Annotated in this window: 19 protein-coding genes, 2 pseudogenes and 1 riboswitch; of the genes and pseudogenes, 11 read left to right on the top strand and 10 right to left on the bottom strand. The window is 39.5% G+C overall.

Translation table 11 applies throughout. The annotated features are described in order from the left end of the window. The first annotated feature begins 19 nt into the window (after positions 1–19). From nhaA to hslO, 4 genes are all read left to right on the top strand, one after another. A complete protein-coding gene (gene nhaA, locus NYR30_RS12655) occupies positions 20–1189 on the top strand; it encodes a Na+/H+ antiporter NhaA (protein ID WP_302501298.1) in 1170 nt (389 codons plus the stop codon). A gap of 236 nt (positions 1190–1425) precedes the next feature. Then, entirely contained in the window at positions 1426–1530 is a 105-nt protein-coding gene (locus NYR30_RS13685; protein WP_156550036.1) for an IS3 family transposase, read from the top strand. Between the two features lie 4 nt (positions 1531–1534). Continuing rightward, a complete protein-coding gene (locus NYR30_RS12650; protein ID WP_066422053.1) occupies positions 1535–2077 on the top strand; it encodes a cysteine hydrolase family protein in 543 nt (180 codons plus the stop codon). Between the two features lie 98 nt (positions 2078–2175). Beyond that, complete coding sequence (gene hslO / locus NYR30_RS12645) at positions 2176–3048, top strand: Hsp33 family molecular chaperone HslO (protein WP_302501297.1); 873 nt, start codon at positions 2176–2178, stop codon at positions 3046–3048. 56 nt (positions 3049–3104) lie between these two features. Here the strand turns inward: hslO and NYR30_RS12640 are convergent, their stop codons facing one another. Together NYR30_RS12640 and pnuC are read right to left on the bottom strand one after the other, a co-directional pair. Continuing rightward, complete coding sequence (locus NYR30_RS12640) at positions 3105–3392, bottom strand: antibiotic biosynthesis monooxygenase family protein (RefSeq protein WP_066105153.1); 288 nt, start codon at positions 3390–3392, stop codon at positions 3105–3107. A 40-nt stretch (positions 3393–3432) separates the two neighbouring features. Then, on the bottom strand, positions 3433–4107 hold the full coding sequence (pnuC, locus tag NYR30_RS12635) for a nicotinamide riboside transporter PnuC (protein ID WP_066105156.1): 675 nt from the start codon (positions 4105–4107) through the stop codon (positions 3433–3435). Positions 4108–4444: 337 nt separating this feature from the next. On the opposite strand from pnuC, the gene rapA reads away from it, so the two are divergent. From rapA to NYR30_RS12620, 3 genes are all read left to right on the top strand, one after another. Further along, entirely contained in the window at positions 4445–7363 is a 2919-nt protein-coding gene (rapA, locus tag NYR30_RS12630; RefSeq protein ID WP_066105158.1) for an RNA polymerase-associated protein RapA, read from the top strand. 3 nt (positions 7364–7366) lie between these two features. Then, positions 7367–8020, top strand: a complete 654-nt coding sequence (gene rluA / locus NYR30_RS12625) for a bifunctional tRNA pseudouridine(32) synthase/23S rRNA pseudouridine(746) synthase RluA (RefSeq protein ID WP_066113976.1) — start codon at positions 7367–7369, stop codon at positions 8018–8020. A 107-nt stretch (positions 8021–8127) separates the two neighbouring features. After that, the gene (locus tag NYR30_RS12620; protein WP_066113978.1) at positions 8128–8904 is read left to right on the top strand and encodes a peptidylprolyl isomerase; all 777 of its coding nucleotides are present in this window, start codon (positions 8128–8130) and stop codon (positions 8902–8904) included. A 46-nt stretch (positions 8905–8950) separates the two neighbouring features. Here NYR30_RS12620 and NYR30_RS12615 read toward each other — a convergent pair whose 3' ends face one another. From NYR30_RS12615 to NYR30_RS12580, 8 genes and pseudogenes are all read right to left on the bottom strand, one after another. Next, a complete protein-coding gene (locus NYR30_RS12615; protein WP_231924957.1) occupies positions 8951–10165 on the bottom strand; it encodes an NRAMP family divalent metal transporter in 1215 nt (404 codons plus the stop codon). Between the two features lie 2 nt (positions 10166–10167). Continuing rightward, positions 10168–10830 carry a thiamine phosphate synthase gene (gene thiE / locus NYR30_RS12610; protein WP_066113981.1) on the bottom strand — a complete coding sequence of 221 codons (663 nt, stop codon included), beginning with the start codon at positions 10828–10830 and terminating at the stop codon, positions 10168–10170. Continuing rightward, on the bottom strand, positions 10823–11644 hold the full coding sequence (gene thiD / locus NYR30_RS12605) for a bifunctional hydroxymethylpyrimidine kinase/phosphomethylpyrimidine kinase (protein ID WP_066113984.1): 822 nt from the start codon (positions 11642–11644) through the stop codon (positions 10823–10825). Before thiD ends, thiE begins: the two co-directional genes overlap by 8 nt. Next, positions 11637–12448 (bottom strand): annotated as a pseudogene (thiM, locus tag NYR30_RS12600) (hydroxyethylthiazole kinase). Before thiM ends, thiD begins: the two are co-directional and overlap by 8 nt. Positions 12449–12457: 9 nt before the next feature. After that, positions 12458–13420 (bottom strand): ABC transporter substrate-binding protein, encoded by a 963-nt coding sequence (locus NYR30_RS12595; RefSeq protein ID WP_066113990.1) that lies wholly within the window; start codon positions 13418–13420, stop codon positions 12458–12460. 22 nt (positions 13421–13442) lie between these two features. Next, the gene (gene tenA, locus NYR30_RS12590; RefSeq protein ID WP_066113993.1) at positions 13443–14096 is read right to left on the bottom strand and encodes a thiaminase II; all 654 of its coding nucleotides are present in this window, start codon (positions 14094–14096) and stop codon (positions 13443–13445) included. Positions 14097–14120: 24 nt separating this feature from the next. Continuing rightward, positions 14121–14876 carry an ABC transporter permease gene (locus NYR30_RS12585; protein WP_302501294.1) on the bottom strand — a complete coding sequence of 252 codons (756 nt, stop codon included), beginning with the start codon at positions 14874–14876 and terminating at the stop codon, positions 14121–14123. Further along, positions 14877–15617, bottom strand: coding sequence for an ABC transporter ATP-binding protein (locus tag NYR30_RS12580; RefSeq protein WP_066113999.1), 741 nt, complete (start codon positions 15615–15617; stop codon positions 14877–14879). A gap of 85 nt (positions 15618–15702) precedes the next feature. Further along, positions 15703–15794: riboswitch (TPP riboswitch) on the bottom strand. A 145-nt stretch (positions 15795–15939) separates the two neighbouring features. Here NYR30_RS12580 and NYR30_RS12575 point away from each other — a divergent pair. From NYR30_RS12575 to cysG, 4 genes and pseudogenes are all read left to right on the top strand, one after another. After that, positions 15940–16833: pseudogene (locus NYR30_RS12575) on the top strand (homocysteine S-methyltransferase family protein). Between the two features lie 7 nt (positions 16834–16840). Continuing rightward, positions 16841–18259: a basic amino acid/polyamine antiporter gene (locus NYR30_RS12570; RefSeq protein WP_302501291.1), complete on the top strand. Its 1419-nt coding sequence runs from the start codon at positions 16841–16843 to the stop codon at positions 18257–18259. 181 nt (positions 18260–18440) lie between these two features. After that, positions 18441–19433, top strand: coding sequence for a sulfate ABC transporter substrate-binding protein (locus NYR30_RS12565; protein WP_066114005.1), 993 nt, complete (start codon positions 18441–18443; stop codon positions 19431–19433). A 143-nt stretch (positions 19434–19576) separates the two neighbouring features. Next, a complete protein-coding gene (cysG, locus tag NYR30_RS12560) occupies positions 19577–20995 on the top strand; it encodes a siroheme synthase CysG (RefSeq protein ID WP_066114008.1) in 1419 nt (472 codons plus the stop codon). Positions 20996–21009 lie beyond the last annotated feature (14 nt).

Genomic DNA, 21009 nt, shown 5'->3' with positions numbered 1-21009 from the left:
ACTTATTTTCGGAGACTTTATGCAGAAACTATCACAATCCATACAACAATTTTTTAAGAGCGAACCTGCCGGTGGCATTTTATTATTAATTGCGACCTTTTTTGCCATTGTCCTGGCTAACTTATCCTTTACTTCACAATGTTATCAAGACTTATTAAATACCACTGTCGCCTTTCAATTTGGTGAATTTCGTCTGCATAAACCACTACTTCTTTGGATCAATGACGGTCTAATGGCGATTTTCTTTCTATCTATTGGTTTAGAAGTCAAAAAAGAGCTGTTCACTGGTTCTCTTTCTAATTATAAAACGGCGCTCTTTCCAGCAATTGCTGCTTTTGGTGGGATGATAGTTCCTGCGTTACTGTTCTATCTGGTAACAGCATCTTCTTCTGAATTAACCAAAGGTTGGGCGATTCCAATGGCAACAGATATTGCCTTTGCCTTAGGTATTATGGCGTTGGTTGGCAAAAATGTTCCGCCGGCGTTAAAGATCTTTTTATTAGCATTAGCAATTATTGACGACCTTGGTGCTATTGTGGTTATTGCGATCTTCTTCTCACATGAATTAGGGGAGGTGGCGCTGGTTGGTGCGGCTATTTCGATCTTGTTACTCTTTTTACTTAATAGATATAAAGTGAGTTCACTAACTCCTTATGGTGTCGTTGGTATTATCCTTTGGGTTTGTGTACTCAAATCAGGGGTTCACGCCACTTTAGCCGGGGTAATTATCGGTTTTGCTATCCCATTAAAAGCAAGTAATGGCGCAAATTTAGTACATCGCCTAGAGCATACTCTTGCGCCTTGGGTAACTTTTATGATTTTACCGCTATTTGCTTTCGCTAACGCCGGTATCTCGTTTCAAGGTATCAACACCCAACTATTATCATCACCTTTACTTTTCGCCGTATTGTTAGGTTTATTTGTCGGTAAGCCTATCGGCGTTTTCGGTTTCAGTTATTTATCTATCAAATTGAAACTAACGCAATTACCGGCAGGAATTAATTTCCGCCATATTTTTGCCGTTTCTTTGCTGTGCGGTATCGGTTTTACTATGTCAATGTTCTTATCAGGTTTGGCTTTCGAACAAGAAGCACATGATTTAAATATTTTGGCAAGAATTGGTATTTTAGCCGCTTCAACGCTTTCTGCTATTCTGGGCTTCATTACCTTAAGACAAGTCACAAAATAATAAAAAATTTTGAGGTTTCTCTCGCTCTTGCCCAAATTCAATTTTTAGGCAGAAAAAGCCGTAAATTTTCGAGCTTGCGAGAAAAATCTTATTTTGATCTGTACCCTAAAAGCTGGACTGATTATCCAACAAACAGAGGTGCAGATTTTTTATGACTAAATATATCCAAACAAGCAATCGGATGGTATTCCAAGCTATCACTCAGCTCTCTGAAAGAGCTACACTAACTTCAGGCGATCGCAGAACTTGAATCGGCTATCAAAGATTATGTTCGCTATTATAATGAGGAGCACATACAATTGAAATTAAATACAGTAGATAAAGTAGATAAAAAGGAATGATTATATGCAGGCATTATTATTAATCGATCTCGAACAAGGCTTTTTAGAAAACGATCGCCCACCTAGAAATAACCTTAATGCAGAGAAGAATATTGCGTCTTTACTTGAACTGTTTAGAAGACAAAATAAACCAGTTATCCATATTCAGCATGTGAGCATAGATACGCAATCTGTTTTTTCTAAACCAAGTGGTTATGCCTTTATGTCAGGTTTTGAACCATTAGCAGATGAAGTTGTTTTTCAAAAGCATGTAAATAGCGCTTTTATCGGAACAAATTTAGAACAGTATTTGAAAGAGCAGGGGATTAATCAATTGATTATGGTGGGATTTACTTTGCCGCATTGTGTCTCTACAACAGCTAGAATGGCGGGAAATTTAGGATTTGATACTACTGTAATTAGTGATGCGACTGTAAGCTATGCATTAACTGATGTGGATGGAAAATTGCTAGAGGCAGACTGCATTCATCACTGTCATTTGGCAGCTTTAAATGAAGAATTTGCTAAAATTATGACTACTCAACAATATACAGATAAAGAAAAGTAGGTTGCCCTTTAGGGCGAAACCTAAATAGCCACACACCTCCGACTTGTAAATCACAAATCTATCCTCATATTGGGAAAAGTTTTTTCGAGGGATTACTTATGACAACATATACACAAGACAACGATAAACTTTATCGTTTTTTATTTAAAAATCGTGCTGTTCGCGGCGAATGGGTACGCCTAAACCAAGCCTTTACTGAAACACTCAACACTCATCATTATCCACGCAAAGTACAAGATCTATTAGGTGAATTATTAGTTGCAACAAGTCTTTTAACCGCAACCTTAAAATTTAAAGGGAATATTACTGCGCAAATACAAGGTGATGGGCCATTAAAACTCGCTTTAGTAAATGGTAATGATCAACAACAAATTCGTGCTTTAGCGCGTTTACAAGGTGAAATTACTGATGATATGAGCCTTGCTGATATGGTTGGCAAAGCAGTGTTGGTAATTTCAATTATTCCGGAAGAAGGTGAACGTTATCAAGGGGTTATCGGTTTAGATAAACCAACCATTACAGAATGTTTAGAAGACTATTTCGTCCGTTCGGAACAATTACAAACTAAACTCTTTATTCGTTTCGGCGAATATCAAAATCAACCTGTTGCCGCAGGTATGCTATTGCAAATTATGCCTGACGGACAAGGTTCACCAGATGATTTCGACCATCTAGCGACTTTAACTGAAACCATTAAAGACGAAGAGTTATTTGGCTTAACCGCTGAAGAACTCTTGTATCGTTTGTATCACGAAGAAACTGTTGAGATTTATCCACCGCATAACGTGCAATTCTTCTGCGGTTGTTCGCAAGAACGTTCTGGCGCAGCGATTACTTTATTATCCGATGAGGAAATTAGCGAAATTTTTTCGGAAAAACCAACCTTAGATATGCAATGTGAATGTTGTGGTACACACTACATCTTCACCGAAGAAATGGTGCGTAAATTAAAACAACAAAGCCTGCATTAAGAAGTCACATAAAAAACGCTTATCCTGCAAGATAAGCGTTTTTCTCATTACATTTTCTACTTTTGATATTGTCGCTGAACTTCACAGATCTCAATACTATAATGCTTATACCAACGTTCTTGCCCTTTCTGTTGCGCCAATTGGTGTGTTGCATCTGCTTTCCAGCGACGAATACTCTCAAGATCATGCCAATATGACAAAGCAATTTCTTGCTGATTTTCGGTATAAGATTCAAAGTTAATACATCCATACTCTGTTAGCGCCTTCTGTCTTAACAACTGCGCCAGTTGACTATATTCAGCATCAAGCTGAGCAATCTCGGCTTTGAAAATTACCACAAACATCAACAATTCCTTTAATTATATTGGCTAGGACAAAAAACAGTTACTGTTTCGCTAATTTAGTCCAGTTGTAATATCCGTACAATGAGTTTAATAAATAGGCGCCGTACATAATATACATTGGTGCAGTTTCCGCCCATAAAATAATCGAAAGTACATTAATTACAATCCAAAGTACCCACTGTTCACGATAGCGCAACAACATCAATAATTGCGCAGCAATCACCATCACTGTAGTAACGCCATCTAAGGTCACTGAATTACCATCAGTGGTTTTTAAGAAAGCAATAAATAATGCCGAACAGATCGCAATACTTGCAATAGTGACTAACCAGCCTTTTAGATCAAGCGCTTTAGCCACAACGCTTTCACCTTGACCATCTTTTTGCATATTTGCTTTCCAAAGGAAATAACCAATAAATTGCGCAGGAATATACACATATAATGTGGTGGTCATTTCGCCATAGAATTTATTATCCCATGCCACATAAAAGTAGGTATAAGCGAAAATCAAACCAAAGAAATAGTTACTAATTTTTCCTTTACCAACAAAAACGACACATAAAATACCGGCAACACCTGAAATCATTGCGAGTAATGAGTCAGGTTGATGAATATAAGTACCAATTTGTAGTGCTAAGAATAGTAGTAGCCAAAAAGCTTCAAATTTTGTCCAACCGCCAAAAAATTCTTGTTGGAGATCTTTAAGTGTAAACATTGTTCCCCCTGATAGGATTTTTAAAAGCTCCATTCTATCCATTTTGTAGTAGATACGCACTATTTTTATTTAATAAAAATAATTTTTTAGAAATAATGTAGCTTTTACATACAGAAAGATAATAAGAATATGAAAAAAGTACTCTTTTTACATAGAAATACACGTGCTAACAGATTTCATCAATATAGATGCTACATTTTAAGCTACAAACTAAAATGACATTTTACTTTTACTTCACAGAAAATCTTGCAAACCCTTTGGCATTCAAGCGCTTTCAGAGTAAAATCCGCGCTTATTTTTTATAATTGATCAGCAAATAAAGAGAAGAATTAAAACTATGTCATTTACAATCGGACAACGTTGGATTAGTGAAAGCGAAAATAACTTAGGCTTAGGATTAGTTACCGCGATAGATAACCGCACTGTTACTTTTTTATTTCCTGCTGCAGATGAAACCCGCGTTTATTCCCTCGCGGCGGCGCCAATGACCCGCGTATTATTTCAAGTCGGTGACATTATTAGTCATCACGAAGGCTGGCAAGCAGAAGTATTAGATGTAATGGAAAACCATGGTGTCGCATTGTATTTGGCTAAAAATTTAACCAACTTTGAAGAAGTGGTAATTAAAGAAATCGAGCTTGCTCATCAAATCACTTTTAGTAAACCGCAAGATCGCCTGTTCTCTGCGCAAATTGATCGCAACGATCGTTTCTCTTTGCGTTACCAAGCTTTACAACATCAGCAACAACAATTCCAATCGCCATTACGTGGTTTACGTGGTACTCGCGCCAGTTTGATTCCACATCAATTACATATCGCGCAAGAGGTTGGTCGCCGTTTATCGCCACGCGTATTGTTAGCTGATGAAGTGGGTTTAGGAAAAACCTTAGAAGCGGGAATGATTTTGCAACAACAACTGTTCTCCGGTCGAGTACAACGCGTCTTAATCCTCGTGCCGGAAACATTGCAGCATCAATGGTTAGTAGAAATGCTACGCCGCTTTAATCTTAATTTCTCTTTATTTGATGAAGAACGTTGCCAAGATTTTGATCGTAAAGATGAAGACGGACGCAGTATTAAAGTTAATCCATTTGAAAGTGAATCTTTAGTCATCTGTTCGCTAGATTGGTTGATTACTCAACCAAACCGTATGCAAGAGGCTGTGGAAGCGCCATGGGATATGTTAATTGTCGATGAAGCTCATCATCTGCAATGGCATATTGATGCACCAAGCCAAGCTTACTGCTTTGTTGAACAATTAGCAGAGAAAACACCTGCGGTATTGTTGCTTACCGCAACGCCAGAACAACTTGGACAAGAGAGCCATTTTGCGCGTTTACGTTTATTGGATCCAAATCGTTTTTACGATTACAACGCATTTGTTGAGGAACAGAAAAGTTATCGTCCGGTTGCTGATGCAGTTAATACATTATTATCTGATCACAAATTGAATAATGATGAACAAAATATCTTAACCGAATTATTAACCGAGCAAGATATTGAACCATTACTGCGTGTGATTAATGGTAAAACTAGCAGTGCAGAACAAATTCGCGAAGCAAAAAATGAATTAATGGCAAACCTTGTCGATCGCCATGGTACCAGCCGTTTATTATTCCGTAACACACGTCAAGGTGTGAAAGGTTTCCCAAAACGGATTTTACATCAGGTGAAATTAGAGCTGCCGAAACAATATGCTAATGCGATCAAAGTGGTCAATCTATTAGCGAAAAACAACCAACAAAACTCGCTATATCCTGAAATGGTTTTCCATAAACTCAACCCGGATGCTGCTTGGTGGGACTTTGATCCACGAGTTGAATGGTTATTAACCTTTTTAAAAAATCACCCACAAGAAAAAGTGTTAGTTATCTGCCAACAAACAGATACCGTTTTACAACTCGAAAAAGTATTACGAGAAAAAGAAGCTATCCGTTCTGCGGTATTCCATGAAAAAATGTCGATTGTGGAACGCGATCGTGCTGCCGCTTATTTTGCGCAACAAGAAGATGGTGCTAAAGTTTTATTAAGTTCCAGCATTGGTTCAGAAGGACGCAATTTCCAATTTGCTAGTCGTTTAGTGCTGTTTAATTTGCCATTGAATCCAGATGTTTTAGAGCAATCTATCGGACGCCTCGATCGTATTGGACAAAACAAAGATATTCAAATTTATGTGCCTTATTTCAATCAAACCTCACAAATGGTATTGGTTGATTGGTATCAACAAGCGCTTGGCGCATTTGAACAAACTTGCCCAATGGGAGCAACCTTATTCGCAAAATATGGCGAACAATTGCAAACATTCTTAAATACCGCTGAATTAGACACCGAACTATTTAGCCAATTTATTGAAAAAGTCGCCAAAGAAAAAGCGCAACTACAACAAGAGTTGGAACAAGGACGCGATCGCTTATTGGAATTAAATTCTAACGGTGGTGAACAAGCGCAACAATTAGCGGCAGAGATTGAACAACAAGATGGACAAGTTGATTTAATCAATTTCTGTTTAAATTTATTTGATGTGATTGGCTTGGAACAAGAGGATTTAGGCGAAGATTCTATTGTGATTCAACCAACTGGTCATATGTTGGTGCCAGATTTCCCAGGTTTAAAAGAAGATGGCTCTACCGTTACCTTTAATCGCCAATTGGCGTTAGCACGCGAAGACCTTGAGTTTCTCACTTGGGATCATCCAATGGTACGCAACGGTATTGATTTAATTACCTCTGGCGATATTGGTAAAACCGCGGTCAGTTTATTACCGCATAAAGGTTTACCAGCTGGTACGTTATTACTAGAGTTAATCTATGTTGTAGAAGCTCAAGCACCAAAAGGACTTGAATTAACACGTTTCTTACCGCCAACACCGATACGTTTATTATTGGATATTAAAGGCAACGATCTCGCACCGCAGGTGTCTTTTAAAGGTTTAGAAAAACAATTGAAACCGATCAATAAAAACGTTGCTAATAAAATGGTGAAAATGACTAAAGCTGATGTTGAACGTTTGATTAAGCTATCTCAAACTGTTATCGAACCAAAAGCTCAGCAAATTATTCAACAAGCTACGGAAAATGCAGATAAAACCTTGTATGCTGAATTACATCGCTTAACTGCATTACAGGCGGTAAATAAAAATATTCGTCCAGACGAGATTGCGCAGTTAGAACAACTTATTCAGCAATCATTACAACAATTAAAAGCCGCGAGTTGGCGTTTAGACAGCTTACGTGTCATTATTAGTAATAAAGAGTAACTTATGGCATTAATCGATTATCAGCCACCAGCAGGATTACATATTCTTTATCAAGACAATCATATTGCGGTAATCAATAAACAAAGCGGTTTGTTGTCAGTTCCTGGCAATCAACCGCAATATCAAGATAGCGCTATGACACGCGTCGCCGCTAAGTTTGGTTTTACTGAACCAGCACATCGTTTAGATATGGCGACCAGCGGTGTGTTGTTATTTGCGTTATCAAAAGCAGCGGAAAAAGAGTTAAAACGGCAATTTCGTGAACGTGAACCGAAAAAGTTTTATCAAGCCTTAGTTTGGGGACATCTCGCACAAGATCAGGGCAAAATTGATTTGCCATTGATTTGTGATTGGGAAAATCGTCCACGCCAACGAATTGATTTTCTGGTTGGCAAAAAAGCGACAACTTTTTATGAAGTGATCGAACGCTATCCAAATAACACCACGCGCGTAAAACTCACGCCGATTACCGGACGTTCGCATCAATTGCGTGTTCATATGCTGGCACTTGGGCACCCAATTTTAGGCGATAAATTTTATTCACCACCGGCAGTGCGCGCAATGGCACCTCGTCTTTGCTTACACGCTGCCAGTTTGACTATTACGCACCCAATTACGAAAGAATTGATGACATTTTCTTGTGTAGCAGAGTTTTAATACATTTATTGCTAATTAAATGTGATTTTTTCTTTAAATTATTGGTATCATATAGCAGTATTTTATACACATTATTAAAGATAACTTATAGAAAAGGATGACAAAATATGAAACCTTTAGTTTTAGCGCTTGCGCTTGGTCTCGCTTTGCCAGCAATGGCAAAAGATGTTGCTACTGTAAATGGCAAAGCAATTACTGATACCGCTGTAAATAATATTTTCAGCGCGTTAAATATCAGTAAACCAACTACAGAGCAAAGAACCGCTATTATTAATCAATTAGTTAATCGTGATGTCTTATTACAAGAAGCAGCAAAACAAGGCTTAGATAAAAAAGCTGATATCAAAGCAAGTATGCAAGCTGCTAGTGAAGATGTTTTAATCAATAACTTATTACAGCAATGGATTAACAAAAATCAAGTTACCGAAGAAGAGCTAACAAAAGCCTACGATAATATCGTTAAAGGTTTAGCAGATAGCCGCGAATATAAAGTTCGCCATATTGTGGTAAAAGATGAAGCGAAAGCAAAAGAGATCCTTGCCGACTTAAAAGCAAATAAAATCAGTTTTACTGATGCTGCGAAAAAATACTCTATTGATACGAATGCAGCAACTGATGGCGGCGAATTAAATTGGCGTAACGGTAATGACTTTATCCCAGATTTCGGTAATGCGGTAAAAGCTGCGAAGAAAAATGTTCTGACTGGCCCAGTAAAAACTACTGCCGGTTATCATATTATTCAAGTGGAAGATGAGCGTCCTGTCAGTATTCCATCTTTTGAACAACTTAGAAATACCTTGTTAAATAACCTTAGCCAACAAAAAATCGCGCAATATGTAGAATCTTTGCGTGAAAAAGCTAAAGTACAAATTAACGAAAAATAATTTGTTACTATCATAAAACGCTGCAAATTGTTGCAGCGTTTTTTATCTAATACACCATATAAACCACCACCATCAACAATAAATACACCAACCCTAACCACGCTAAAATTAACAACCACTTATTGCGATAATGCAATTGTTTTGCCAAACTCAAATTTAACCACGCAAAAATCGGTGCTGAAATAAAAGAAGCGATCATCGCAAAAGGGATCATCTTCCCAATTGCACTACTAAAAAATTGAATTAGAATAAAGCTCGCTAACGCTGCCGCAATCATAAAATAGCGTAGACCCTGTTCATTATTGACATCTGCTTGTTCACCAAAACGCAATAATTGCACAGTCTGCTGATTACAACGAGAATAACCATCAACTGCAACAATAGTCGTACCATAGATGCAGATAAAGGCAACCAAAGCCATAAACCATCGTGTCCACTCTCCAATACTGATCGCGTACATTTCAATGAATTGATGGATAAATTTACCACCACTTAATGGCTCTTGTACCTGTCCATATTGGACTAGAGCACCTAACGCCATAAACATCAATGCCAAGATAATAGTTACTAAATATCCCACATTGAAATCGAGATGACATGACTGACGATAATTGGCATCGATACGATTTTTTTGCACTACCCACAACGAGCTGGCTACGCTTAACTCCATTGGTGCTGGCATCCAGCCCATTAACGCAATTAAAAAAGGAATCGCACTGATACTCCACGCATCTGCTGCAATAAAATCAGGCGATAATGGTTGAGCTTTCTCTTCTGCTAACACCAAAGCGATAACGGTAATAATCGTTAATAACAGCATTATCGCTTTTGATACTTGATCCAGACGCTGATATTGCCGATAAAACAAAATAAGCAAGAAGCTGATTAAAACCAGAATATTTAACCAATTTAGATCGATATCCAGCGGTAATAGCAACGCTAATAAGACCGCTGACAGTAAGGTACCGCCAGCAATATTTACCACTGTTGCGAAGAGATTAAATAACAAGAATAACCAGAGATAAGGTTTGCCTTTACTCGCATACCCTTGTAACACGCTTTTATTCTGTTCCGCACTATAATCAAAAGCAAACCGAAAGAAAGGATATTTCAGAATATTGACCAAGACTATTAGACCTGCCAATTGGTAACCATAATAGGCACCCGCCTGCGTTGAAGCGATAATATGCGAACCACCGACACAGGAACACGCCATAATAATACCCGGCCCATATTTCTGCCCAAATGTTGATAATCGCACCACTAGCTCCGCAAAATCTGTTGAATAGTCTTAGTGATATCTCCCGCCTGCATAATGGTAGAAATCACCGCAACACCATCTGCACCCGCTTCACGTAACGGTTTTACATCTTCTGTTTTAATACCGCCAATCGCCACAATCGGTTTTGTAATTCCTTGCTGACGCAAATTGCTGATAAATTCAATACCAACCGCAGCAGCTGCATCTGCTTTAGAAGAGGTAGGGAAAATAGGCCCACACCCATAATAATCAACATAGCTTGTTTCATTATGTTGCTGAGCTTGTGCCAAAGTATTGGCTGACAAACCAATCAACATTGGCTGGGTGAGTTGCTGCTTAAGCAATACTACCGGCGTATCTTTCTGCCCAACATGAATCCCATCAGCTCGTAATTTTTGCGCTAGCCACACTTCATTATTGATAATAAACGGGACTTGATACTGTTTGCATAATTCCTGACAAGCTCGCGCAGTTTGCTCAATTTTCAAAGGATCTTGCAACGCAAATGCGCCTTTCTCACGAAATTGATAACAAGTAATTCCTGCTTGTAATGCCTGTTCCAAACGAGTTAATAGTGCATATTGCGGACTTTGTTCATATTCCGGTAAATGGCGACAATCCTGTGTTCCTGCTACCAAATAACAACGTAAAATCTGCTTATCCATTTTGCACCCCAAATTTTGTATAAGCCCAATGATTAGTTGGCCCATGGCCATGACCAATATTTAGCGGATGAGAAATGGCCGCAGTCACAAAATCTTTAGCAATTTGACAAGCCTCTGATATGGTTTTGCCCTTAGCTAATTCAGCCGCCAAACAAGCAGAGAAAGTACAACCAGTACCATGTGTCTGCACCGTTTCAAAACGTGGACTCTCCAATACAAAATCACCCTCTATGCTAAAAATCCAATCACGACAAATATCACTGCGCGAGTTATCACGATGTCCGCCTTTAATCACAATCGTTTTGGCACCTAAATCTTGTAGGATTTTTGCTGCTTGCAATACACTGTTTTCATCGACAATCTTCACACCTGTTAAGGCTTCAGCTTCTGGTAAATTTGGCGTAATCACATCAGCTAACGGTAACAATAAATCACGCATTGCCTGTATTGCATTTTGTGCCAATAAACTTGCTCCGCCTTTGGCAATCATCACCGGATCAACAACTAAATTTTTTACTGCATAACGTTGTAAATTTTCTGCCACACAAGCAATAATTTCTGCTGTACCCAACATACCAATTTTTACCGCATTTGGTGAGAAATCTTGATAGATCGCTGCTAGTTGGGAGTTAATCGTATCAATCGGAATTAAATGAATATCGCTGACTCCTAGAGTATTTTGTGCGGTTACCGCGGTAATCACACTCATGCCAAACACTTCTCGCATTTGAAACGTTTTTAAATCAGCCTGAATACCTGCACCACCGCCACTATCTGAACCAGCAATGGTTAAGGCTTGTGCAATCTTACTCATCACTCCCTCCCAATAACGTTACTTTCGCTAGTTGCTGTACCTGTTGATCGGTTAATGCTGCCAAACTATCCAATAACCCTGTATAGAATTGTCCATACTGAGTTGCTTGCAGATGTTGTGCTGCAATTTCACCTGCCACTGCATACGCAGTACAGGCTTGTGTTACTGCGATAAAAGGATTTTGTTGATCGAGTGCTAAAAATGCACCTATTACCGCCCCAACAAACAGCCAGAACCAGTAATTTTCGGGAACATTGGCGTTCCATTCGCAATTTTCGCCAATTGTTTACCATCACTGATATAGTCAATTTCACCACTTACTGCCACCACACACTGATAACGTTGTGCCGCTTGCTGCGCAATCTGTGCAATATCCGCACCACCTTCCCCAGCATCAACGCCTTTTGCTGACCAAGCTACGCCAGCCAACTGTGCAATTTCACCTGCATTACCACGAATTGCAGTAAATTTGACTTGCTGTAATAACTCGGCAACAGCTTGTTTGCGATAACTGGTTGCTCCCACACCAACAGGATCGAGGATCACTGGTACGCCTTGTTGGTTCGCAGCTTTCCCCGCAAGCAGCATTGCTTTAACTTTAACTGCATCTAACGTACCAATATTTAATACCAATGCTGATGTGAAAGTCGCCAGCTCAGCAACCTCTTGTTCAGCATCCGCCATAATCGGTGAAGCGCCTAATGCTAATAAACCATTCGCCACATAATTCGCTACCACAATATTGGTAATATTGTGAATCAGTGGATTAGTTTGCCGTATCATTTCAATCATATTGAATTGCATAATCTGTCCTTAATTAATTTGTCGCGCCATATCATCTAACGCCGGTATTTGTTTAATTAACCCTTGTTCGTGCATAAAAGTCGCCATTTTTTGATAACGATGTTGATCTAAACCTCGTGGCATTAAACTGATACGAGGCAGAGTGTCTTGCCACGCACGACGATTTAATTCATTGTCCAGTTCTTTGGCTTTGTAACTGACAAAATCCTGCCAAGCTTGTTGATGATGATTCATTAAATAGACTGTCGCCTGTTCAAGAGCAGTCAAAAATGCAGATAATTTGGCTTGATATTGCGGATCATTCAGCTGCTTTTTATTAGCAACTAAAATCAATTCATCATAGATAGGTACGCCATACTCTTCAGGATAAAATGCCACACCTTGTTGATGTTCGAGGGCTAATTGATTTAATTCAAAATTACGGAAAGCCCCAATCACAGCATCAACTTGCTTACTAATTAATGACGGCGATAATGACCAATTAACGTTGATCGCTTCAACATCTTTCAAGGTTAGTCCTGCTGATTTCAACATTGTGCCAAGTAAAGCTTCTTCAAAACCACTGACTGAATAGCCCACTTTTTTCCCTTTTAAGTCTGCTAATGATTTGATACCGCTCTCTTTCAGCACCACCAAACTATTTAATGGCGTTGCAATTAATGTGCCGACACGCACTAATGGCAAACCTTGATCAATATCCATTAATAATTGCGGTTGATAGCTTACTGCTAAATCACTTTTGCCGGCAGCGACTAATTTAGGTGGTAATGCAGGATCCGCCGGTTCAACAATCTCCACCTCTAAATCATTAGCAGCAAAAAAACCTTTCTGCTGCGCCACAATTAATGCTGCGTGATCCGGATTAACAAACCAATCTAATTGCAGATTAAGTTTCTGCAATTTTTCCGCAGCTGACGTCGACAAGCTGACCATTAACGCGGCAACGCCACATAGAAACAATGATTTTTTCATACTCTTTTCCTCATTACGGTAATTACGAACGATCTAACCCCATTTGCCAAAAAGCAATTTCCATACGGGTTGCGGTGGTGAAAATATGTTGGAGTTTCGCTTGTTGTGCCGCTGACGAAGATTGGCACAACGATGCAAAGAAGGTTTGCATACTGACGGCAGCTTGTTGAAACTCTGCGCTAGCATACATATCAATCCACGATTGATATGGATTGTTGCTTGGACTGACGCCAGAATCGACAATCCATTTCCCGATTTCAGCATAACCTAAAGTACAAGGCAGAATTGCCGCATATAGTTCTGCTAATGTGCCTTGCATACCGCAATCTAAAACATAACGTGTATAGGCAACACAAGCGGGTGATTCTGCGGTTTGTTCTAATTGTGCAGGCGAAATTTGCCACTCTTGGCAGTAACCAATATGTAATTGCACTTCCGCCAAAATGGCTTGCAGACTCGTTTCAATTTCAGCTAAATCACGAAAGTTATCACATTTATACATCGCCAATGCCAACGCACGACTGTAATGCAGAAGATAGTGATAATCTTGAATTAAATAGTGCTGAAAACTGGCTTTTGCTAATGTTCCTGTAGCCAATTGCTGCACAAAAGGATGTTCAACATATTGTTGCCAATAAGGCATTGCATTTTGGCGTAATTGTTGGCTTAACGACATAGACTTCCTCACATAAAACAAAGGTTAACGTAATTGATCCACCCAAGGTAAATAGCGACGTAATAATTTATCGGTGACAAAGAAAAACAGTAACGTCATCAACATCAAGACAAACAATGCTGCAAACATAAGATCAACCTGCATGTGTGCATTTGCCTGTAACATCAAATAACCTAAACCTTGATTAGAACCCACCCATTCCCCAATAACCGCACCAATTGGTGCAATGGTTACTGCTATACGCAAGCCCAACGCTAAAGAGGGCAACGCCGCAGGTAAACGCACACGAAACAATAATTGCAATGGAGTGGCATTCATTGTTTTTGCCAACTCCAACCAAGTTTTCGGTGTATTACGTAAACCGTCATAGCAAGCAGCAGTCACTGGGAAATAAATAATTAAAATCGTCATCGCAATTTTGGACGCCATACCGTAACCAAACCAAAGGACTAATAACGGTGCAATGGCAAATACCGGAATGGCTTGTGAAATGATGAGCAAAGGTAAAAGTAATGAAGAAAGCCAACGTGATAATGAGAGTAGCAAGGCTGAGAATAAGCCTAATATAAAACCTAGTATTAATCCCAATAAGATTTCTAATAAGGTGATCTGGCTATGGTTCCACAATAATTCTGCGTGAGAATGTAGTTTTGTCATCACTTCCAGCGGTTTTGGCAGCATATAATGCGGTAAATCAAACAGTACAATCGCCGCTTGCCATAACAGTAATAATGAACAAGAAAGCAGTAAGGCTTTGAACAGTGAAGAGAGATAGCGCATTTAAAGCTCTCCCTGTTGTAATTGTTGCAGCAATCGTTGATACAACTGCCAAAAATTTGGATGTTCTGGTAAGCGTTCAATAGCTTGCGGGGAAATTGGTGCAGTGAGCACAACCTGTTCCGCTTGTTTTTGCAACACAAAAATATCGTCACACAAACGCAGCGCTTCTTGTGGATCGTGTGTAACTAATAATACCGTTTTATCCGCTAATAGTTGTTGTGCCAAGGTTTGTAATTGCAGGCGAGTTACCACATCTAACGCCGAAAAAGGTTCATCCATTAAAATCACTTCGGCTGATTGCATTAAAGTGCGAGCTAAAGCCACTCGCTGCCGCTGTCCGCCTGATAATTGGTAACAAGCTTTATCGCGATGTTCCAACATATGCACAGCATCCAATAACTCCTCTGCACGCTGTTGGCTGGCTTGATTTTTCTGACCACGTAAATGTTGCGCTAGCTGTACATTATCTAATACCGATAACCATGGGTATAAGCCATCATTTTGTGCCATAAAGGCAACAGATTGATTCGTTGCAGCAGAAGCTGTCAGAAACTCAATTTTACCTTGTTGTATGGTTTGTTGTTCTAGCCCAGCAATCACCCGCAGCAATGTCGATTTACCAACACCGGAACGTCCTAATAATGCTGTCCAATGCCCTTGTACCACTGCAAAATTAAAATTCTCAAACAGTGGCTTGCCAGCAAATGCAAGGGTTAAATGCTGAATTTGTACTGCGTTCATCGCCAATACCATCAATCAGTGTTGATTGGGATTTAACGCAATGACAAAAAAGAATGGAAAAAATAGATAAAAAATGAAGATAAAATGGTGTGCATAATTAGTTTCCTACGTCAGTGTTAACTGTATCAGGTTCACGGGTATTATCTCAGCTGCTAAGCAGCACCCCGACTAAAACGGTCTTTACTCTACAAGGAAATCAATCAAAACACAACTTAAAATAACATAATAACGTTAAGTTATATCTCAGCAGATTAATTCACTTGTAATTCGCTATTGCTATGCTAAGTTAGCTTCCTTTTTTATTTACTTTGGATAATTTTATATGCAACCCCTTATTATTCTTGATGGCGGTATGGGACGTGAACTCCATCGCCGTAATGCACCGTTTCGTCAACCAGAATGGTCAGCACTAGCATTAATGGAAACCCCGGATATTGTACGCGATGTACATTTAGACTATATCCACGCCGGCGCTAATGTGATTACAACCAATAGTTATGCGGTAGTACCTTTCCATATTGGTGAATGTTTTTATCAACGTGGTGAACAACTCGCTGCGTTAGCAGGAAAACTAGCACGAAAAGCGCTACAACAAAGCGGTAAAGCTGTGTTAGTTGCAGGCTCACTGCCGCCACTATTCGGTTCTTACCGACCAGATTTATTTAATGCGGATCTTGCGGAATCCTTAGCAAAACCTTTAATTCAAGGTTTATCACCTTATGTTGATCTTTGGTTAGCTGAAACACAAAGCAGTATTATCGAAGTACAAACTTGAAAACACCTATTAGGTAACGATCAACGTCCATTTTGGTGTTCCTTCACTTTAGACGACTCTGCACAACAAACCGAACCAAAATTGCGTTCTGGTGAACTGGTTGTTGACGCGGTAAAACAGGCTTTAGCATTAAATGCCGCCACCATTTCTTTTAACTGTAGCCAGATTGAAGTGATGGCAGCAGAATTAACACAAGCAAAACAAGTGATCGATCAACAACAGCGCGCAGTCAATCTAGGCGTATATGCCAACGCATTTGTACCACAACCGGAAGAGATGCAAGCTGCTAACGAAGCAATTGATGAAATTCGTCGCGATAGTACACCGGAAAATTATCTATATTGGGCGCAAAAATGGCGTGCAATTGGCGCTAATGTAATTGGTGGTTGTTGTGGTATCGGGCCAGAACATATCGCACAATTAGCAACGCATTTACGTTGAGGTGGCTATGACAACGACAACAAAAATTGGTGTTTCTGCACTAACGGCACTCGTTATCAGCTCAATGATTGGTTCAGGAATTTTCAGCTTGCCGCAAAATATGGCAGCAGTGGCGGGTTCACAAGCGCTATTAATCGGTTGGTTAATCACTGGTGTTGGAATTATTTTTCTAGGGCTCTCCTTTGCTTGCTTATCTAAATTACTGCCTGAATTAGATGGCGGTGTTTATGGTTATGCGCGAGCAGGTTTCGGTGATTTAATGGGGTTCCTATCTGCTTGGGGTTATTGGCTTTGTACCACTATCGGTATTGTTGGCTATTTAGTAGTTGCCTTTGAAGCAGTCGGCACTTTTACCGATCAACCAGACGCTGTGTTATTCGGTAAAGGCAATACGATGATCTCCTTTATTGGCGCTTCGTTAATCGCTTGGTTAGTTTATGCACTAGTTGCTCGCGGGATTAAAGAAGCGGCAGGCGTAAACCTGATTGCCACCGTTGTTAAAGTATTCCCATTGCTATTATTTATTGATTTAGCCATTTACTTTTTTGACGGCGCCCGTTTCTTTGCTGATTGGCAAGGTAATGGCATTAGCAACGAAAGTGGGCAGCAAACTACACTTATGGAGCAAGTCAAAAATACTATGCTGATCACACTTTGGGTATTTACGGGGATTGAAGGCGCCGCTGTATTATCCAAACACGCCAAAAGCCGCAGTGATGTTGGACGCGCAACAGTGATTGGGGTAGTGATTACCTTACTTATCTATGTCGCAATTACCTTATTGTCACAAGGTATTTTACCGCGTGCAGAAATTGCCGAAATGCCAAATCCATCAATGGCCGGTATTTTAACTTCAATGGTAGGTAATTGGGGCAAATGGTTAATCACACTCTGTTTAATCGTATCGGTTTTATCATCCTACTTAAGCTGGACATTATATGCCACTGAAATCCCTCATTTAGGCGCTAAAAATGGCGTATTTCCACCACTATTCACCCGTTTGAATAAACACGCTGTACCGCAATTTTCGCTCTTATTTACCACATTAACGGTACAACTTTGTCTTTTCTTAGTTTGGAAAACAGGAAATAGTTATGAAACCTTGTTGTTAATTTCAACATCAATGATTTTAATCCCTTATCTATTGGTGGGTGGATTCTTATTAAAATATGCAATCCAACAACAACTAGCTTGGCGTTATAAAATCATCGGTGGCTTCGCAACCTTATATGCTACTTGGATTGTATATGCCGCAGGCGTGGAATATCTATTATTGTCCGTTCTGCTCTATTTACCTGGAGTATTACTATTCCTTTATTCGCAATATAAATTCTATGGTAAATGGCAATTACGTCACTATGAAAAATTAGTACTATTAATATTGGTTCTCTTAGCTATTCCAGCATTTATGCAGCAATTCGCTTAACCTTATCACTATCCCCTATCAATACATTGATGAGGGGATTTTTATACCTCGCAATCTTCACAATTTTTGCTCACAGATAGTTCAAAACGCTATAAATTATAATTTTTTACTATTTTTCGCTTATGCGCTTTTACCGTATAACTTCACTCCACTATAAAAATAACGATCAATGGAGTGAAATATGCGAATTAAATCCATTATTTACGGTTTCTTACTTGTGCTAATAACATTTTCTGCTGCCGCAGAACAAACCATAATGCTAGCAGGTTATGATGTTATTCGAGATTACTACAAACGTTATCTGCCTGTTTTCATTGCTGATTACGCAAAAGAACATCAAACCACGTTAAATATTGCCCAATCCTATGCTAGCGCTAGTAAGCAAGCTATTGCGGTACAAAACGGTTTACCCGCCGACGTTGTTACACTCAATCAACAAAACGATATTGAAACCTTAGTGAAACAAGGTTTAGTAAAGACTAATTGGCAGCAACAATATCCTAATCAGGCTGAGCCGTTTCATACAGTAGTGGTATTTTTAGTCCGCAAAGGCAATCCGAAAAATATTCACGATTGGAATGATCTAGTGCGACCTGATGTAAAAGTAGTTTTTGCTAATCCTAAAACCTCTGGTAGCGGTCGCTATGTCTATCTATCTGCGTTGGGTTATGCAGAAAAGCAATATCAACAACAGACTCAAGTTGATGACTTTATTCGTCAATTCCTCAAAAATGTTCCGGTTTTTGATACTGGTGCCAGAGCCGCCAGCATTACCTTTAGTCAGCGTGATATTGGTGATGTCTTGATTACTGCCGAAAATGAAGCGGCACTATTGGCACAATCTAGCGAACACCAACAGCAATTTTCGCTAATTTATCCAAGTATCAGCGCCAATATTCCTGTATTAGTGGCTGAAGTACATAAAAATAGCCAACGTCATCAAAACCAACAATTAGTACAACACTTTATCGCTTCATTATGGCAAGAAAAGGCACAACATATTGCCGCAGAAAGCGAATTTAGACCAAACAACCCTGAAGTATTTGCCGCTTATCAAGCTCATTTTCCAGCCATTCACACATTTGATGTCAACCAACAATTTGGTAATTGGCAGCAAATTAACCAACGTTATTTCGCTGATGGTGGGCAGTTTGATCGTCTTTATTTTCAATAAGTTATGTGACTTACCATCTAACTAAAAGTGATAACTAGCGAGCGCTATATCATAAAAAGTTATAACAGATAATTTTTTACTATTTTCCGCAAAACTTTATTTGCCGTATAAAAAATAAAAAGGCATTGAGAGAGGGAGTGACAATGCAATATTTACCAATTTTTGTCGATTTAGCAGAAAAGAATGTACTTGTCGTGGGTGGTGGTCATATCGCCTTACGCAAAATCGATCTATTACGTCAAGCTGGCGCTAACATTCAAATTGTGGCTGAACAACTAATTGCCCCATTACACAAACTATGGCAAGCGGGTAAAGTAAACTGGATTGCCCAGCACTTTACACCAGCACAATTACAATCTGTTTATTTGGTAGTAACAGCAACAAACGATACACAACTGAATCAACAAATTTTCCAACTGGCGCAAGCAGAAAACCGTTTGGTAAATACCGTTGATGATCAATCGCATTGTTCTTTTATTTTTCCATCAATTATTGATCGCAGCCCAGTACAAATTGCAATTTCCAGTGCCGGTACTGCACCTGTATTAGTGCGTTTATTACGCGAAAAATTAGAAGCCTTATTACCACAACATCTTTCCACGATGGCGGAAATTGCCGGACGTTGGCGCAGCAAAGTAAAACAATCTTTAGCACAGCTAAAACAACGTCGTTATTTTTGGGAAACTTTATTTAACCACCCACAATTTGAACAATTAACCAAAAACCAACAAGTCGCGCAAGCAGAACAATTTTTGGCAGATCAATTACAACAAGTTCCATCTTCTTTAGGTGAAGTAACCTTAGTTGGTGCAGGTCCCGGTGATGCCGGTTTATTAACCCTAAAAGGTTTGCAAGCGATTCAACAAGCTGATGTGGTTTTTTATGACGCGTTAATTTCAGAACAGATTTTAGCGTTAGTTCGTCGTGATGCAGACAAGATTTTAGTTGGTAAACGAGCAGGTAAATTAAGCATTACCCAAGAACAAATTAATGCTTTGCTCGTCAGCTATGCACAACAAGGCAAACGTGTTGTGCGTTTAAAAGGCGGCGACCCATTTGTGTTCGGACGTGGCGGCGAAGAATTACAAGCGCTACAACAAGCCAATATTCCATTTAGCGTTGTACCGGGCGTGACCGCAGCAGTAGGCGCAACAGCGTATGCCGGTATTCCATTAACGCATCGCGACTATGCACAAAGTGTGATCTTTATTACTGGACACCGCCAAGCGAACGGCAAGCCATTGGCATGGCATAGCCTAGCGCAACCTAACACCACCCTGGTCATCTATATGGGTACGCTAAAGGCACAAGAGATCCAAACTCAATTATTAACGCATGGACGCACCGCCAACACCCCAATCGCAGTGATTAGCCAAGGTACATTAAGCCAGCAGCACACACAAATTGGTACTTTAGAAAATTTAGCACAATTAGCCGAACAAGCTGAAAAACCAGCACTATTAGTGATTGGTGAGGTAGTGGCATTACAGCAGCAACTACAATGGTTTGGACAAAGTGCTACCGAATATGTCACTGCAACCTCAACACAAAAAGTTGCTTAATTAAGGCAAAGGAT

Origin of the sequence: Gallibacterium salpingitidis (assembly GCF_030517105.1) — a bacterium.
Lineage (GTDB): Bacteria > Pseudomonadota > Gammaproteobacteria > Enterobacterales > Pasteurellaceae > Gallibacterium > Gallibacterium salpingitidis.
Note: the sequence above shows the minus strand (reverse complement) of the source record. Positions and strands in the feature narration are given on the sequence as shown.